Origin of the sequence: uncultured Hyphomicrobium sp., assembly GCF_902826555.1 — a bacterium.
Classification (GTDB): domain Bacteria; phylum Pseudomonadota; class Alphaproteobacteria; order Rhizobiales; family Hyphomicrobiaceae; genus Hyphomicrobium_C.
Genome location: NZ_CADEFI010000018.1, coordinates 5,680 through 22,006 on the forward strand (window position 1 = coordinate 5,680; position 16,327 = coordinate 22,006).

Here is a 16,327-nt window from a genome sequence, read left to right on the forward strand (position 1 = left end):
GTCGTTCACGTCGGCGGCAGAGGATCTTTTCCGTCCGCCCGCGATCGCCGAGGAGCCGCATCTCGTCACCTTGGGGCGCCGGCTCGACCCGTCATTGCGCATTCCGCGCCCTGAAGTGCCTGATATCCAAGCGAGGCCGGCGCCGGCGCCGCTGATCGAACCGGATGCGCAGCCGCAAGCCAAGCCCTGGGAACGGGTTCGCTCGTGGTGGGAGACGGCGACGTGGAATGAGCGGTCGCGCGGGGTGCTACGCTACGCTGCTTACGCCGTGGGCGGCTACCTGGCCCTTGTCGTGGTGCTCATTCTCCTGTTCCGCTTCGTCAATCCGCCCGGCTCCATGCTGATGCTGACGCAGCTGCTCACCGGCACGTCCATCGATCGCACCTGGGCGCCGCTGTCGTCCATCTCGCCGCACCTGGTGCGCGCGGTCATCGTGTCCGAGGATGGCCGGTTCTGCGAGCATAGCGGTATCGATACGGCCGCCATCAAGGAGGCGATCGATCGAGCCGCTCGCGGCACGCCACGGGGCGCGAGCACGATCTCGATGCAGGTGACCAAGAACCTCTTTCTCTGGAACGCGAAGAGCTACGTGCGCAAGGTCATCGAGATCCCGCTGACGCTGATCATGGAGCTCGTGTGGCCGAAGTCGCGAGTCTTGGAGGTCTATCTCAACATCGCGGAATGGGGGCCGGGCGTATTCGGTGCGGAGGCCGCGGCGCAGCATCATTTCAAAAAGTCGGCGTCGCGCTTGAGCGAGCGCGAATCGGCTCTTCTGGCGGCTGTCCTGCCCAATCCGCTGGTGCGCGACGCAGGGGCTCCCAATCGCTTGACGTCAGCCAAGGCGCGCGTGGTGCAATCGCGCGTAAAGGCCTACGGGGCGGTGGCGTCGTGCGTCGTTTCCCATGCGGCTGCGGCGCCCGCTCAGCCGACCGCGGCGCCTTCGGTCGTCCGGCCGGGGGCGTCCCGCAAGACCCCCTCACCCTCCAAACCGGCGCCTCAGCGCAAGAAGCCGCCGCCGGCCGACGATTGGGCGCCCACCCTCGATTTCGGGCGCTAAGGCCGCGGCCGCCCTATAAAATCGGGCCGGGAGCCCGGCGCGGGGCGGCGGGCCCATGAAAACCGCTTCACACTGCTCCGGAAGCGCTCTATAAGGCCGCGATCCTTGGTTTTGGAGCTTGCGACGCCCGGCCGAACGGTTGGACGTCGCGGCCGTTTTGGCGTCCTCCCATCGCAATATGCGGGGGTGCCGGGATGGGCCAAAGCTGGCCCCGCGATCCATATTTCACCTATTCGAACCTTGTGCGCGCCAGCGCGCGGCACTGCGATCTCTGGAGTTAACCTATGGCTGTTCCTAGGAAAAAGACGTCCCCGATGAAAAAGGGGCAGCGCCAGTCGCATGACGCGCTGTCGGCGCCCGCGTACGTCGAGGACAAGGACAGCGGTGAGCGCCGCCGTCCGCACCATATCGATCTCAAGACCGGCAAGTACCGCGGCCGGCAGATCCTCGAGCCGAAGAACGACGCGTAAGAACGCGTCGGTCGGGTCGTTGCTGATCCGACCCGACCAGTTGTGGCCAAGTAGCGACTGCTTATGAAAGAGGCGACGGCGTGTCCCGCCGGGCGCCTCGTTCTGCTTGTGGCCACTCGCAATCTTGCGGAGGATGGGGTACGAGGCTCAGGTCTTGGCCAGCAGGAGAGAGACATGTCGCTGAGAGCTATCCCGCTTACGTTCCTTGCTTTCGTTCTCTACAACGTCATCGTTCTTTTCTCCGGATCCAGCGGTGCCGAGGCTGACGGAGCCGCGGCCGCCCGTGCTCTTCTGGCGACAGAGATCTTCAGCGTTCCGATGATCAGCGGCGCGAGATGGGCTTTCACGTGGGGCGATCTGATCCTCATCGTGGTGCTATTGGTGCTCTTCATTGAAATCCTGAAGGCGACCTATACCTCGACGTCTTCTCTCGTCGACCACGGCCTTTCGATGCTGGTCTTCATCGCGGCGCTGGTCGAGTTCATCGTCGTTCCGCAGGCAGCGACCTCGGTCTTCTTCCTGCTTCTCGTGGCGCTTCTGATCGATGTCATTGCCGGGTTCACGATCGGCATTCGCGTCGCTAAGCGCGATATCGGTTTCGGCTCCGGCGATCAGTAAACCGAATTTGGTTCGAAAGCCCGTCATTCAGCGCGTGGCCCTCGCGGGCCGCGCGCTGTGCGCTTGTGCGAACTCATCATTTGTCTGATACATTACATATCGGATGTCTTGGACTTCCGATGGCGGACGAAGCATCTTGCTCGGTCAGAGCCGCTTCTGCTTAAGCTCTTTACTCGGATCGCTTGTTCCGATTGCATTTCGCGTACTGCTTTGCCGTTTATTTCAGCGATAAATGGTCGGTACGCTTCGCTTCACGTGCGACCCAATCAGGTAGGGTGAACTCGTGCCAGACCGCGAACCCGCCTCGCTCAACCGAACACGGCTGTTCGAGGCGCTCGGTGCCGTGTTGCGGCGCGCCGAGCGTACGCGGCGCTCCAGTGCGCTTTTCATGGTCTCGGTGAATTCTTTGAGTGCGGTCAACACCCGCCTGGGGATCGATGTCGGCAACGAGCTGATCACGGCGGCGGGCAACATCCTGATCGAACAGCTCAAGGATCAGGACACGATCGGCCGATACGGGTCGAACATCTTTGCGGTCATCGTCGACGATTGCGATGCCAACGCTCTGCAGCACGTCGCAGACGCGATGATCGAGCAGGTTCGCAGTGCGACCATCGAGACGGCAGCCGGTCCGATGGCCGCTTCGATCTCGGTGGGCGGCGTGGCTCTACCCGAGCATGCGCGCGGCGTGACGGAAGCCATTCAGTACAGCCTTGGGGCTCTCGAACTCGCGAAGGTCCAGCCTTCGGGAACATTCGTGGCGCACGATCCGGCAGTGGCTGCCGAGCGGGCGAGGCTGCGCAAGGATGCGGTCTCGAGCTCGGTGATCGGCGCGATCGAAGAGGATCGCATGATGCTGGTCCTGCAGCCGATCGTTCACGCCAACACACGCAAGCTCGCCTTTTTCGAAGGTCTCCTTCGCCTGCGCCGCCGCGACGGAACCGTTATTTCGGCTTCGGACTTCATCGAGGAGGCGGAGCAGCTCGGTCTCGCGCACCAGGTCGACAAGCGGGCGCTCGAGCTGGGGCTGGCGCTGTTGGCGAAATATCCCGCGCTCACGCTTTCGCTCAACATCTCAAGCCTGACTGCTGGCGATGAGGATTGGATCGAGACGCTGCAAACACGCACTGCGGGTCGTCCCGACGTGATCGCGCGGCTCATCATCGAGATGACCGAAACCGCCATGATCCACGATTTCGATGCCGCGGCGATATTCCTCGACCGGCTGCGTGCGCTCGGGTGCAAGGTTGGAATTGACGATTTCGGCGCGGGCTATACGTCCTTCCGCCATTTGCGGTCGCTCAACATCGACCTGCTGAAGATCGACGGTGCGTTCGTCGCCGACCTTGCGACCGACAGTCAGGGCCGGGTGCTGGTCAAGTCGATGATCGAGATGGCGCGCGCGCTGGGGCTCGAGACCGTTGCCGAATGGGTCCGGGACGAGGTGGCAGCCGATTTTCTCGAAGCGGCCGGCGCTACCTACCTGCAAGGATTTTTCTTCGGGCAGCCGGAAACGGCTGACGAGTTCGAGCGGCAGGGTCTACTCTAAAAGGCTGTCACTCGCGGTCTTTGGCGAGACGCTCGATGCGCTGCTGCATGGCCGAAAGCTGCGCCTTGAGCTCGTCGATCTCGCCTTTCGGAGCTTCCACACCGACCGAGACGTCGGCGTCGCTTTCAGCGCCGATCTTCTTGCCCTGGAGGTTGGCAGCGCCTCCGAAGGAGGTCCACATCTTCATGGCCTGCTCGAACATGGCCATGTTTTTCCGCGCCTGATCCTGGTAGGCCTCGAAAGCAGCCGCTGGATTGGCGAAGGCGCTCGCGAACATCGAGCGGAACTTCTCCTGCTCCTTGACCAGGTTCTCGAGGCTGAACTGGAGATAGCTCGGGACCATGGTGCCGATGTTGTCGTCGTAGAAGCGGATCAGCTGGCGCAGGAACGGAATAGGCAGCAGCGTCTGCCCGCCTTCGCGGCTTTCCTGCTCGACGATAATTTGGGTCAGCACAGCGTGGGTCAGGTCGTCGCCGGACTTTGCATCGTAAACGACGAAATCCTTGTCGTTGCGCACCATCTGCGCGAGGTCGTCGAGGGTGACGTAGGTACTTGTCTCGGTGTTATAGAGGCGCCGGTTCGCGTATTTCTTGATGACCACCGCCTCTTTCTTGTCGGGCTGGATGTCGGATTTATTGAGCATCGGCTGAGCCATCAACTTGCACCTCATTGCACTGCGGCATCGTAGCACAGCCATTGGATGCGCTGCCACACCTAACTGCATAGCTGCCAAGCAAAGTTTCTAACCAAAGACCTAATTGCGGGTGGAGAGGCCCTGCTGCTATCGTTATTCAGGGTTGACACTCCCTTGATGCATGTCAAAGGCGGCCCGTCGTCCCACAGCCAAGAAAAGTCCAGATTTCCCCCCGAGGAGGAAGCACTCATGAGTGCGGATAGCACGACCGTTGTCATTGCCAGCGCCGCCAGAACGCCCGTCGGATCGTTCAATGGATCGCTTGCAGCCCTGCCCGGCCACGAGCTCGGCAAGATCGCCATCACTGCCGCGCTCGAGCGTGCGGGCGTTCAGCCCGGCGACGTGTCCGAGGTCATCCTCGGGCAAGTGCTCACGGCTGGTCAGGGACAGGGGCCTGCGCGGCAGGCTTCGATCGCAGCCGGGATCCCGGTCGATACGCCGGCGTGGAGCGTGAACCAGATCTGCGGCTCGGGACTGCGCGCCGTGGCGCTCGGCATGCAGCAGATTCAAACTGGCGACGCGTCGATCGTCGTCGCCGGCGGCCAGGAGAGCATGAGCCGCTCCACGCATGCCTCGCACATGCGCGACGGCACCAAGATGGGCGACGTGAAGTTCGTCGACACCATGGTAAAGGACGGCCTCTGGGACGCCTTCAACAACTACCACATGGGCACGACCGCCGAGAACGTCGCTCGCCAGTGGCAGGTTTCGCGCAACGAGCAGGATGCTTTCGCCACGGCCTCGCAGAACAAAGCTGAGGCCGCCCGCAAGGCCGGCAAGTTCAAGGACGAGATCGCTCCGGTCACGATCAAGGGCAAGAAGGGCGATGTCGTCGTAGACACCGACGAGTACATCAAGGACGGCGTGACGGTGGATGCCATCGCCAAGCTCCGGCCCGCGTTCGATCCGAAGGAAGGCACGGTCACGGCGGCGAATGCCTCCGGCATCAACGATGGCGCCGCCGTCGTGGTGTTGATGACGGCTGAGGAAGCCAAGAAGCGCGGCGTGAAGCCGTTGGCCCGCATCGTGTCGTGGGCCACATCCGGCGTCGATCCGTCGATCATGGGAACGGGGCCGATTCCGGCGTCGAAGAAGGCGCTGGAGAAGGCAGGGTGGAAGATCGAGGACTTGGACCTCATCGAGGCCAACGAGGCTTTTGCCGCCCAGGCCATCTCGGTCAACAAGGGTCTCGGCTGGGATACCGACAAGGTCAACGTCAACGGTGGCGCCATCGCCATCGGTCACCCGATCGGGGCTTCGGGCGCGCGCATCCTGACCACGCTGCTCTACGAGATGCAGCGCCGCGATGCGAAGAAGGGCCTCGCGACGCTGTGCATCGGCGGCGGCATGGGTGTCGCCATGTGCGTGGCTCGCGACTGACCTCTCGTCACCTGGGCTCCCTTCCCACTCGACTGGGGAGGGAGCATCACCCCTTCGGACTGCTACACTTTGGGGGCTCCCCGCGAAGCGCGCGGGGCGCTAGTTCCATCACCGCAATCAATCAGAAACCGGCTCTAGGGAGACTTTCTTATGACGCGCGTCGCTGTTGTTACCGGAGGTACGCGAGGCATCGGCCACGCCATCTCCATCGCACTCAAGAACAAGGGCTATCGCGTTGCTGCGAACTATGCCGGCAACGACGCCGCGGCGCAGCAGTTCCAAGTCGAGACGGGGATCCCGGTCTACAAGTGGAACGTCGGCAACTACGATGAGTGCGCCAAGGGCGTCGCCGAAATCACCAAAGCGCTCGGCCCGATCGACGTTCTGGTCAACAACGCCGGTATCACGCGCGATGCCATGCTGCACAAGATGACGCCCGAACAGTGGCGGGAGGTCATGAGCGTCGACCTCGACTCGGTGTTCAACATGAGCCGCCTGGTCATCGATTCCATGCGCGCGCGCAGCTTCGGCCGCATCATCAACGTCTCGTCGATCAATGGCCGCAAGGGCCAGATGGGTCAGACCAACTACTCTGCCGCCAAGGCCGGCATGCACGGCTTCACCAAGGCGCTCGCCTACGAGGGCGCCGCGAAGGGCATCACGGTCAACACCATCGCGCCGGGCTACATCAACACCGAGATGGTCGCCGCCGTGCCGAAAGAGGTTCTCGAGAGCAAGATCCTGCCGCTGATCCCGGTCGGCCGCCTCGGTACCGTGGAAGAGATCGCGCGGACGGTGACGTTCATCGCGGCCGATGACGCGGGCTTCATCACGGGCGCTTGCTTCGACGTCAACGGCGGACACTACATCGCAGTCTAGTGATCGCGGACGTCTCGAAAGCAAAAAGGCCGCGGAGAGCGATCTCCGCGGCCTTTTTATTTGGGTGGTTCAGGCTTATCCGCGCAGGCGCGAGCGCACGATGCGCGGGAACTCATCTTCCGGCTCGGCGCTGTACTGGGGCGGCTGAGCGTTGCGGCCGTCCTGCGGCCAGCGCTCAGCGGTCTGTTGCTGCGGAGCGGCGGGCGGCGGCGCATATCCCTGGGGCTGTGCGGGACGCGGTGCCTGCTGGGCGGGAGCAGCGATGCGCTGTGACGCCGGCGCGCCGCCGAACCAAGCGTCGATCAGGTCGATCTCGTCGGCCGACAGATTGAGTCCCTGCTGGCGACACCTGGCCACGACGAAGTTGCGGAAGCGGCTGGCGAAGAGGTTCGCGGAGGCGCCCTGCTCGAACCAAGGATCGGCCTCGCTCACCACCTCGAGCACGAAGCGTACATCGTCGCGCCGCACCTCAAGACCCATCTCGCGCGCCTTCTCGACGATGTTGATCAGCGTCTGCTGGCCGGAGAGGTTGTTGGTCGTGATCTCCTCCGCCATGACCTCGAACAGCACGCGGTACTCGGGCGGAGACAGCGGCGGGGCCTGGCAGGCCTCGTGGATGCGCGCGATCGACTGCTGAATCTGCGACGCTTGATCAGCCGAGCGGGCAACCGGCGGTGCGGTCGCACGCTGGCGGCTCGGCGGCTCGGCGGCTTGTGCCGGAGGCGCACCGTAGGACGGTGCCGGGATGCCCGGGCGATCCGGCGGCGGCGCGAACACACCCGACTGCCCGTATGCGGGGGGGATCGGAGACTCGGCGCGGGGCTGCGGGGCCGCGCGGACGGCTTCCTCATGCGGCGGCGCGTAACGCGGATCGTCGTAGCGAGGGGGCGCGCGCTCGGTGCCACGGGGGTCGCGGTCCGGGGGCGTCCGCTCGGCGCGCTGGGGCTCGTACTGCGCGTCATATTTGGGCTCGGCGCGGCGGGTGTAGTCGGGGCGTGCCTCGGGGCTACGTGGCGGCGGCGCCGCGTCGAAGCGCGGCTCATAGCGCTCCGGCATCTCGGCACGGCGCTCGCGCGGCGGCTCCGGACGGGGCTCGGCCCTGGCTTCCGTTCGAATCTCCGGGCGATGCTCGATCTCGCGCGCGATCTGGCGCGTGGGCTCGTAGGCGAAATAAGGCGGCTGGTCGGTGAGCTTGATGTCCTTCGGCAGTGCGCGGGCAAGGAGATCGCGGAAGCTGCCGGCACCGCCCCAGGCGGAGCCGACTGTCTTGTCGTGACCCAAGGCGCGCACGGCGCGGTCCGCGAGGGCTTCGAGCGGCACGGGCTGGCCGGACGCGCGCACGGAGCCGACGACCTCTGCTACGATGGACTTACGCATGCCCTCGAGCTCGGCAGCGGTCGGCTCGCGAAGCTGTCCGCCGGTGCGGGCCTCGTTGTCGATCCGCCCTTCGAGCAGCAGAGAGATGAGGTCGGCCTCGCGGATCTCGCCATCGCTGATGGCGGTGTAGGGCTGGGCCGTGTGGTCGTTGGCGAACACCACGGTGCGGCGGGCGTGAGCGCGCAGGCGATGCAGAACGGGCGTGAAATCGGCGTCGCCCGAGAGCAGAATGAACTCGTCGAAGCGCGTCTCGTGGTTCAGCACGTCGCGGACGTCCATCACCATGCGAATGTCGGCCGAATTCTTGAGCTGTGCCGTCAACGGCGGGCAGTCGATTACCTCGAAGCCGGCGCGCAGGAAGTGGTGGCGCACGAACGGGAACGAGTTCATGTCGGTCGAATTGTCGGTGGCGTTGCGGCGTGGAACCGGGTTGCCGTAGCAGCGGCTCATGACGATACGGCGCGGCAGGTTGAAATTGGAGCCGTTGGTCGGCGTGATCAGCCGCCCGCTCTCGATCTCGCGCAGCCACAGCCCGGCGTCCTTGGCGAACCGCTTGGCGGCCTCCTCGTTCTTCCTTTTCAGCGACAGGTAGATGTTGTCGTAGTCAACGAATACCGTACTGAGAACAGCCCCGGTGGACTCCACCTTCATTTTTGCAACCCCCGCTGCGCGCACACTATTTCCAGATTGATTCGCACTCTTCACGAGTCGTGTTTGAGCGGCAAGCGTAGGGCGGACCCGCTCCCCAGGAATTGCTCGAAGGGGTGCAAAAACAAGGCTCTGGGCTGGGGCAGCTGCGACAATGAGTGGTGGAAAACTCCGATGTGCGCCGCGGCGATGCCATGCGGGGCGGTCACGCTAGCCGGATCGTGGCTCAAAGCCGTCGGGCGCAAGCTCGAAACCGGCAAACTCGAAGCCGGGTGCCACCGTGCAGCCGACGAGGGTCCATGCGCCTCGCGACCAGGCTTGCTGCCAGTGACCTTTCGCGACTACGCCCTGCGGCCGCTCGCCGTCGAGCAGGGCAGGGCCGAGGTGCTGCGTCCCTCCGGTGCCGTCGGGCGCGGCCGTGGCCAGCATCAGCGGAGCGCCCGCATACCAGTGCCAAATCTCGACGGCGTCCACCCGATGCCAGCGCGAGGTCTCGCCGGCCTTGAGCAAGAAATAGATGGCGGTCGAATGAGGTCGCCGGCCCTCGGGGTCGCGGAACGTTTCGCGATAATGGCCGCCTTCGGGATGCGGCACGAGGTCCAGCTCGGCGATGATCTGGTCGGCATCCATCGAGCGGCTTTCTTCAGAAACGGTTCTTGCGATCGCGAAGCTCTGCGAACACCTTCCAGTCCGGCGCGAGCGGTAGCTTGACATGCTCGCGGATTTCGCGCGTGTCGGCGCGGAGGAAGACGTTGGTCTCGAGCTCGATCTCGACGTTCGTGGGCAGCGTCGGCCGCCCTTCCGCGCGGGCGGCTTCGGCTTCGGCGAGGCGCTCAATGAGGCGCGCGTTGCCGGGCTCGATGGAGACGCCGAACTTTCCGTTCGAGACCGTGTACTCGTGCCCGCAGTAAAGCTGCGTGTCACGCGGCAGCTCGGCAATCTTGCGCAGGGAAGCCCACATCATCTGTGGCGTTCCCTCGAGGACGCGGCCGCAGCCCATGGCGAACAAGGTGTCGCCGACGAAGGCGATTTGGGCGGCGGGGAACCAATACGTGATGTGCCCTATGGTGTGCCCCGGAGTATCGAGCACCTTGGCTTCGAGACGACCGAGGGCGAGCGCGTCCGGCTCGGCGACGCCGACGTCGAGGCAGGGGATGCGCACGGATTCCGCCTTGGGACCGATGACGGTGCATCCCGTCTCGCTCTTCAAGGACGGGATTCCGGCTGTATGGTCCGCGTGGTGATGGGTGACCAGGATGTGCGTCAGCTTCCAGCCCCGTTCATCGAGCGCACGTTTCACTGCCGGTGCGTCCGGTGCGTCGATCGACAGGGTGACGCCCTCTTCAGCATCATGGACGAGGACGCCATAATTGTCCTTGAGGCAGGCAAACTGGTGAATTTGGGGTTGGGCCATGTCCGTCAGGAACCTACGGCGTTGGTGCCGCCTGGATCCGCGTGAGGCTAGCCGTGTGCACTTGCTATTTCAATGCCGCCCGGGCGAAATGCGTCCTCGACTTTAGGCAGCCCCGGGCACCATGCATCTCGACGTCGCAGCTCTGAGGGATTTCTACGCGACGCCGCTCGGCCAGATCGCGCGGCGGCTGCTTGCGCGCCGTATCCGAGCGCAGTGGGGCGGGGCCGCGGGCGAGACGATCGTGAGCCTTGGATTCGGACCGCCGTTCATCGGTGCCTATCGTGGCGAGGCGAAGCATATCGGCGCGTTCATGCCGGCAAGCCAGGGCGCGCTCATCTGGCCGTCGGAAGCGCGCATCCTGTCGACACTGGTCGAAGAGGATCAACTGCCGCTTCGCGACAACTCCGTCGATCGCCTGCTGGTGGTGCATTGTCTCGAGGTGACGGAACACGTGACGGCGCTTTTGCGCGAGCTATGGCGCGTGTTGAGACCCGAGGGGCGGCTCCTGATCGTGGTTCCCAACCGGCGCGGGATCTGGGCGCACGTGGATACGACGCCGTTCGGATACGGAAGTCCCTATAGCCGCTCGCAACTCGAAAGCCTGCTCGCTCAGTGCCTGTTCACGCCGGTGACGTTTTCCACGGCGCTGCACCTGCCGCCGTTCGACCGGGGTATTCTCGTGCGCTCGGCGACAGCGTGGGAGCGGGTGGGGGCGCGGCTGTCGCCTGGGCTCGGCGGCGTGCTTATCGTCGAAGCGCGCAAGGAGACCATGGCTCCCATCAAGGGCAAGACGGCGCGTGCCAAAGCGTTGCGCGTTCTGGTTCCGGTTCGTTGATCGTCCGCTCGTCAGGAGCGGCGCTTGAGCTTGAAGACGGCCTTCTCGCCGAGCAGGTTCTGCAGCGAGAGCGAGTTCTTGATCGGGAGCCGTTTGCCGTGGCTGTTGAAGGCGACGGCGTCCTCGACCTCGGCGTCAACCAGCGACACCAGATCGACGAAATCCTTGATGGTGCAGAGATGCGCGTCGGCCGTTGCGTACCATGGCTCGGGCAGGTTCGGCGTGATGGGCATGCGGCCGGTGAACAAGAGCGCGGCGCGGATGCTCCAGTGGCCGAAGTTCGGGAACGAGACGATGGCGTGCTTGCCGATGCGCAGAAGGTTTTCGAGCACGGTTTTCGGCTCGCGCGTCGCCTGGATGGTGAGCGAGAGGACGGCAAAGTCGAAGGCTCGATCCGGATAGTCGGCGAGATCGCGGTCGGCGTCGCCCTGAATGACCGAGAGGCCGCTTTTCACGCACAGGTTGACCTTCTCGCGCGAAAGCTCAACGCCGCGACCGTCGACGCTCTTGGTCTCGGCGAGGAGCTTCAATAGCGCGCCGTCGCCGCAACCGACATCGAGCACGCGCGAAGCGGGCGTCACCATTTCGGCGATCAGGAGATGATCGGCCCGCTGCTGGCCGGCCAAGGGAATGGCTTTCTGCATCAGGCGAGACCTCCCGGCCGGTCCAGGCCTCGCTTCTCCGCGGCGGCGTTGAGGAAGCCGCGCACGGTGGCGTGAAACTCCGGTTCCTCGAGCAGGAAAGCATCGTGTCCCTTGTCGCTCTCGATCTCGACGAACGAAACGTTGGCGGCGACAGCGTTGAGCGCATTGACGATGGCCTTGCTGTCGCGTGTCGGATAGAGCCAGTCGCTGGTGAAGGACACGACGCAGAACTGCGTCCCGGTGCCGACGAAGGCGTTGGCGAGCTTGCCGTGGGCTGCCTCGAGGTCGAAGTAGTCCATGGCGCGCGTGATGTAGAGATAGCTGTTGGCGTCGAAGCGATCGACGAACGTCGAGCCCTGATGGCGCAGGTAGCTTTCCACCCTGAAGTCCGCATCGAACGAAAACGAGCGCGCAGCGCGATCCTGCAGATTGCGGCCGAACTTGCCCTGCAGCGCCTTCTCGGAAAGGTAGGTGATGTGGGCGGCCATGCGTGCCACCGCGAGGCCGTTCTTGGGAACGACGCCTGCTTCGTAGTAGTTGCCGCCACGCCATTCCGGATCTGCCATCACGGCTTGCCGTCCGACTTCGTGGAACGCGATGTTCTGTGCCGAATGCCAGGGTGCGGCCGCGATCGGGATGGCGGTTGCGACGCGCTTCTTCTGGCGCGCGGCCCACTCCAGCACCTGCATGCCGCCCATGGAACCACCGATGACCGAGAATAGCTCGCCGATGCCCAGGTGATCGATGAGGCGCACCTGAGCGTCGACCATGTCGCCGATGGTGATGACGGGGAAGTCGAGCCCGTAGGGCTTTCCGGTCTTGGGGTTCACGGATACCGGGCCCGTGGATCCCATGCAGCCGCCCAGGATGTTCGGGCAGATGATGAAAAAGCGATCGGTGTCCACGGGCTTGCCGGGGCCGACCAATGCCTCCCACCAGCCGGGTTTGCCGGTCACCGGATGGACGCTGGCGGCATATTGATCCCCTGTCAGGGCGTGACAGAGGAGAATGGCGTTCGATTTCGCCGCGTTGAGCGTGCCATAGGTCTGGTAGGCGATCGTCAGCGGGGAGATGACTTGGCCGGATTCGAGCTTCAGAGGCGCGTCATCGGGAAAAACAACGACAGGGCTCGAAGGACTCAGCGCCTCCGAGCGGTGTGTATCGTTGGTTTTTCCTGCGATTTGGTCCTGCCCTTCGGGCAAGGCGGAGGTCGCGCCCATCATCGTGCTCCCGGCCCGCGTCTGGGCGGGCTTTCGACACCGGCCCCTCGGACCGGGCCACCGAAAAATCGGGTGCGCGACGGCCCATTTAGCGAATTATTTAACGTGGCTGCAAGCCGGCCGGCCAAATCACCACGAGCGAAGACGCTGCCCCCAAATATCGGAACTCGGCCGCCACGGTCAAGGCCTCGCTCCCGCGTGACATGGCGTTCTCGCCGTTTCCGCGGCGTGGGATTAACTGCATCTCAAGGCCCTATCTCCAAGTTGTTGGAACCCCGGCGCCGCGATTCCGGTTTCATGATGGCGCGGTCGCGGGGCAGGTTACGAAAGCCACACCCCGACGGCGAAAGCATTGCCTCGCATCGACATTCGCTCCCGATCTGAGTTAATCTTAGGCCCATGAAAAATCTTGGTCTCTTGAAAATCATGGTGGCTGCGGCTGTGCTCGCGCTGCCGATCACACCGGCTCCCGTTCTGGCCCAGACCGGGGTCAAGGAGAAGCCGCTCCGCGGCGTCGTGCGTCCGGCTCCGCGCCGGGGCGGATACTCCTACAAGTATCTGCAAGGCACCAATACGCGGAAGTTCGTCGATCCGTCGGTCACGAGCCAGACCACCGCCGGGCCGTTCGACAACGGCTTCTTCTTCTCGTCGCCGGTTGGCGGCCGCAATGGCGGCGACAGCCCCTACATGCAGTAAGGCGCAGAGCTGATTTCGCGGCTCCGCTAATGCCTCACGTCGTCCCATCGACGGAAAAGTACACGCTGGCGGAGCCTTGCCATTTGCCGCCGGCAGGCGACATGATCGTGGTCGTGAAGACCATGTAGCCCTCGAGATAGTTGAAGTTCGCCCAGAGGTCCGACAGGGGCAGGAACTTGAACGCAACGGTGCGGCACGACTTGTCGATATTCACGTATTCCAGGATCTGCCTATAGGTGGCGTCGACCTCGCAGGCATAGGTGCCTGAGGGCGTCCCGGATTCGTAGTCGACGGTCAGCTCTCCCTCGAGAGCGCTCGGCTCGCGGCGCACGAATTTGAACGATTTCTGTGACGGCGTGAGGCCGGTGATCCCAAGCGCCATGGCTGGATTGCCGCCCGCGAGCATGCGCGATAGCGGCTCGCGCGCGAAATAGGCGATGGCGAAACCAAGCGCCAGACCCAGCAGGAGGAAGATGAGGTCGCGCGCTAGTCCGCGCGTGCGCGGCGGCTCCTGCTCCGCTGTGCGCATTGTTTCACGTGGGGCAGCAGCGTCGAGGGCGGGATGGGCGCGGCCAGGGTCGGGCCCGCGCAGGAAGCGCGGCGTCTGCTCCGAGAAGATGTGCGACGCCGCCTCATCGAATGCCGCCAGGGCCGACATGCGGCTGCGCTCATCGTAGGCGGGATTGGCGACCATCTGCTGCCAGAGCGCATTGCGCTCGGCATGGACGAACTGCTCCAATTGCGCCTGATTGGCCGCCGGCGAAGCCGACAGCCGATCTCGCAGATAGTCGTAATATGTCGTCATTCCCCGATGCCGCTATCGATTTACCTGCCGGTCAGACCAACCTAGCTCCGCAGGCCGGAAAGTCTGTTAGGGCAAGCAGACGCAGGGAATTACGACGAAATTTCGCGCAGGTTGCGCGTCAGGGATGCGCTCCGTGCCGCATGTGCGATCCGCAAGAAGGATTGCGGTCCTATATTTGAATGATCTGGCAAGACTTGGGTTTATTGTTCAGATGTTTCACCCTTAACCGCCGATTATTTTGCGCTCCACTTTGGGCTGAACTAAAAAATACTTGCCAATCTGGCGATGACGGAACCAGCTCAAAGCATTCAGGAGTATTCTCATGAAAATGGCGTGTGTTGCACTTGCTACGACTTTGGCGATGGCGATGGCAGTTCCGGCTCAGGCTGGTGGTCGCGGCGGCCACGGACATGGCCATGGCGGCCCGGTCCTGGGTGCCAATGCCGGGGCTCAGGTCGGCGCCAAGCTCAACGTGCTCAATATCGTCAAGGTCAAGGCTCGGGTTGGCCTCGGGCTTGGCTTGGGCATCGGCGGCCGCTGAGCTCGATCGAAATCGGAACGGGCGGCTGGGTCGCCCGTTCCGTCATCGGGTGGCCGCATAGGTCAACCCGAGGGATGCCGTCAGTGCATCCGTACCGACATGGCCGAAGCTGCTCCGGTAATCGAGATAGCTCACACGGCTGTTCAGGGAGAAGTGCTCGTCGAGAGGCATTTCGCCTGTCATCGCAAGCTCGAGCTTGCGATCCTCGCGCGCCACGGCCACCAGATCGAGATCGTCGTAGGTGCGCCAGGTCTCGGACGCCGCAAAGGAGATCGATCCTTTGCCGACGGTCAGCGTCACGCCGCCGAGGACCACGGATTCGTAGGCTGAGCTCGCAATCAGGAAGTCGGTTTCCTCGAATCCGTAGCGCGCCGCCGCGAAAAATTTGACGTCGTCGAGAAGGGCGTAGTCGCCTTCGACGGCGTAGGCATGCTTCCACGTATCGTCGAATAAGGGGTCGCGGTAGGTGCGCCATAGCGGCATGTAAAGGGCGCGCAGCGAGCCCGCATTGGCGGTGTACGCGAGGCCGATCAGGGGATAAAGGGAGAGGCTATCGCGGCCGACGCCGAAATCGTCGTAGCGCTCGAGATAGTGCTTGTTGTCGAGTCCGGCGCCGACCTGCATTTCGACATGATCCGTCAGCGTCAGGCGCAGGCCAAGCTCGCCGCGCGACGAGACGCGGTCGCGGTCGTCCTGGTTGGCAAATGGCGGGAAGGGGTCGGGGACATCCCGGTAGTCGAGGAGCGCTGTTTCCGCCCTGAGATAGGGCTTGGCCGTTCCCCGGGTCCATGCGTGGGTGAGCATGAGGCTCGATTCCATGAGGCGCTGCTCGATATCGCGCCCGTTCGAGACGGTGAGGGCGATCAGAGTCTGCTGGCCGTCTCCGTTCCTGGTGAGCGAGAGGCCGGCATCGATGGACTGCTCGTAGGCTTCGTCCAGGGAGGGATAGAGGCGATCCGAGAGGCTGACGTTGAAATCCACGCGGCCGAGTGCCGTGCTGTGAATGGCGGCGTAGCCGAAGGCGCGGTCGAGAAATGCGCTCGGCGTTTCGGAAAACGTCGGGCCGGCGTTGGAGGTGGCGCCGACACTGGATCCCAGGACGATCACAGACGACGCTTTTTCGTCGTCGGCAATGCGCCCTTTGAGCGGGGGTGTCGAAGCCGGCAAATTGCTGCTGCCGATCCTGTCGGCGGCGGCGTCCGTGCTGGCGATGGAAATCGCGAGAAGCATGGGTGCATACCGGCAGCGCAGGACGCATCGAAGCGCGTGCAATTGCTTGATCTCCAAATGTCGGTTCGTTGTCCGATAGAGGATGGGCACCCGTTTTCAATCTAAGATTGAGTTTCGGCGATTTGCACCTAATGGTTGGTAAACCGAATGTGCGCGGTGCGAGGTGACGGTGTTCGTGCCGGCCCTTCGAACGGCGATCTCAAAGCTCGTACGGCGCTTAAACCTTTGCGCTTTCGCGATGCGCTCGGTATCACGGGGCCTCGCCTGCGC

The 16,327-nt window shown here is 63.8% G+C and carries 17 protein-coding genes and 1 riboswitch; of the genes, 9 read left to right on the forward strand and 8 right to left on the reverse strand.

Annotation, left to right across the window (positions count from 1 at the left end):
* The 4 genes from mtgA to QZV93_RS09565 form a co-directional block, all read left to right on the forward strand.
* Positions 1 to 1,057 (forward strand): monofunctional biosynthetic peptidoglycan transglycosylase (gene mtgA / locus QZV93_RS09550; RefSeq protein ID WP_295557921.1); only part of this gene is annotated, 1,057 nt, incomplete at its 5' end.
* Positions 1,058 to 1,341: 284 nt separating this feature from the next.
* The gene (rpmF, locus tag QZV93_RS09555) at positions 1,342 to 1,527 is read left to right on the forward strand and encodes a 50S ribosomal protein L32 (protein ID WP_295557923.1); all 186 of its coding nucleotides are present in this window, start codon (positions 1,342 to 1,344) and stop codon (positions 1,525 to 1,527) included.
* A 174-nt stretch (positions 1,528 to 1,701) separates the two neighbouring features.
* Complete coding sequence (locus QZV93_RS09560; protein WP_295557925.1) at positions 1,702 to 2,145, forward strand: hypothetical protein; 444 nt, start codon at positions 1,702 to 1,704, stop codon at positions 2,143 to 2,145.
* Positions 2,146 to 2,428: 283 nt separating this feature from the next.
* Positions 2,429 to 3,694, forward strand: a complete 1,266-nt coding sequence (locus QZV93_RS09565; RefSeq protein ID WP_295557927.1) for a bifunctional diguanylate cyclase/phosphodiesterase — start codon at positions 2,429 to 2,431, stop codon at positions 3,692 to 3,694.
* A gap of 7 nt (positions 3,695 to 3,701) precedes the next feature.
* On the opposite strand, the gene phaR is transcribed toward QZV93_RS09565, so the two are convergent.
* The gene (gene phaR, locus QZV93_RS09570; protein ID WP_295557929.1) at positions 3,702 to 4,349 is read right to left on the reverse strand and encodes a polyhydroxyalkanoate synthesis repressor PhaR; all 648 of its coding nucleotides are present in this window, start codon (positions 4,347 to 4,349) and stop codon (positions 3,702 to 3,704) included.
* Positions 4,350 to 4,577: 228 nt separating this feature from the next.
* Between phaR and QZV93_RS09575 the strand changes: the two genes are divergently transcribed.
* Complete coding sequence (locus tag QZV93_RS09575) at positions 4,578 to 5,768, forward strand: acetyl-CoA C-acetyltransferase (RefSeq protein WP_295557930.1); 1,191 nt, start codon at positions 4,578 to 4,580, stop codon at positions 5,766 to 5,768.
* Positions 5,769 to 5,918: 150 nt separating this feature from the next.
* Positions 5,919 to 6,647: an acetoacetyl-CoA reductase gene (phbB, locus tag QZV93_RS09580; RefSeq protein ID WP_295557931.1), complete on the forward strand. Its 729-nt coding sequence runs from the start codon at positions 5,919 to 5,921 to the stop codon at positions 6,645 to 6,647.
* 75 nt (positions 6,648 to 6,722) lie between these two features.
* On the opposite strand, the gene QZV93_RS09585 is transcribed toward phbB, so the two are convergent.
* From QZV93_RS09585 to gloB, 3 genes are all read right to left on the reverse strand, one after another.
* Entirely contained in the window at positions 6,723 to 8,675 is a 1,953-nt protein-coding gene (locus QZV93_RS09585; protein ID WP_295557932.1) for an NYN domain-containing protein, read from the reverse strand.
* Positions 8,676 to 8,882: 207 nt separating this feature from the next.
* Positions 8,883 to 9,302, reverse strand: coding sequence for a cupin domain-containing protein (locus tag QZV93_RS09590; RefSeq protein ID WP_295557933.1), 420 nt, complete (start codon positions 9,300 to 9,302; stop codon positions 8,883 to 8,885).
* A gap of 13 nt (positions 9,303 to 9,315) precedes the next feature.
* A complete protein-coding gene (gene gloB / locus QZV93_RS09595; protein WP_295557934.1) occupies positions 9,316 to 10,086 on the reverse strand; it encodes a hydroxyacylglutathione hydrolase in 771 nt (256 codons plus the stop codon).
* Between the two features lie 121 nt (positions 10,087 to 10,207).
* Here gloB and QZV93_RS09600 point away from each other — a divergent pair, with 121 nt between their 5' ends.
* On the forward strand, positions 10,208 to 10,921 hold the full coding sequence (locus QZV93_RS09600) for a methyltransferase domain-containing protein (protein ID WP_295557935.1): 714 nt from the start codon (positions 10,208 to 10,210) through the stop codon (positions 10,919 to 10,921).
* 11 nt (positions 10,922 to 10,932) lie between these two features.
* Here the strand turns inward: QZV93_RS09600 and metW are convergent, their stop codons facing one another.
* Together metW and QZV93_RS09610 are read right to left on the reverse strand one after the other, a co-directional pair.
* Positions 10,933 to 11,565 carry a methionine biosynthesis protein MetW gene (gene metW, locus QZV93_RS09605; protein WP_295557936.1) on the reverse strand — a complete coding sequence of 211 codons (633 nt, stop codon included), beginning with the start codon at positions 11,563 to 11,565 and terminating at the stop codon, positions 10,933 to 10,935.
* Positions 11,565 to 12,785 carry a homoserine O-acetyltransferase gene (locus QZV93_RS09610; protein ID WP_295557990.1) on the reverse strand — a complete coding sequence of 407 codons (1,221 nt, stop codon included), beginning with the start codon at positions 12,783 to 12,785 and terminating at the stop codon, positions 11,565 to 11,567. The genes metW and QZV93_RS09610 overlap by 1 nt, the downstream gene beginning before the upstream one ends.
* A gap of 67 nt (positions 12,786 to 12,852) precedes the next feature.
* Positions 12,853 to 12,931: riboswitch (SAM riboswitch) on the reverse strand.
* Positions 12,932 to 13,184: 253 nt separating this feature from the next.
* On the opposite strand from QZV93_RS09610, the gene QZV93_RS09615 reads away from it, so the two are divergent.
* On the forward strand, positions 13,185 to 13,481 hold the full coding sequence (locus QZV93_RS09615) for a hypothetical protein (RefSeq protein ID WP_295557937.1): 297 nt from the start codon (positions 13,185 to 13,187) through the stop codon (positions 13,479 to 13,481).
* Between the two features lie 34 nt (positions 13,482 to 13,515).
* On the opposite strand, the gene QZV93_RS09620 is transcribed toward QZV93_RS09615, so the two are convergent.
* Complete coding sequence (locus QZV93_RS09620) at positions 13,516 to 14,286, reverse strand: hypothetical protein (protein WP_295557938.1); 771 nt, start codon at positions 14,284 to 14,286, stop codon at positions 13,516 to 13,518.
* A 322-nt stretch (positions 14,287 to 14,608) separates the two neighbouring features.
* On the opposite strand from QZV93_RS09620, the gene QZV93_RS09625 reads away from it, so the two are divergent.
* A complete protein-coding gene (locus QZV93_RS09625) occupies positions 14,609 to 14,827 on the forward strand; it encodes a hypothetical protein (RefSeq protein WP_295557939.1) in 219 nt (72 codons plus the stop codon).
* A 42-nt stretch (positions 14,828 to 14,869) separates the two neighbouring features.
* Here the strand turns inward: QZV93_RS09625 and QZV93_RS09630 are convergent, their stop codons facing one another.
* Positions 14,870 to 16,057 carry an outer membrane beta-barrel protein gene (locus tag QZV93_RS09630; protein WP_295557940.1) on the reverse strand — a complete coding sequence of 396 codons (1,188 nt, stop codon included), beginning with the start codon at positions 16,055 to 16,057 and terminating at the stop codon, positions 14,870 to 14,872.
* Between the last annotated feature and the right edge of the window lie 270 nt (positions 16,058 to 16,327).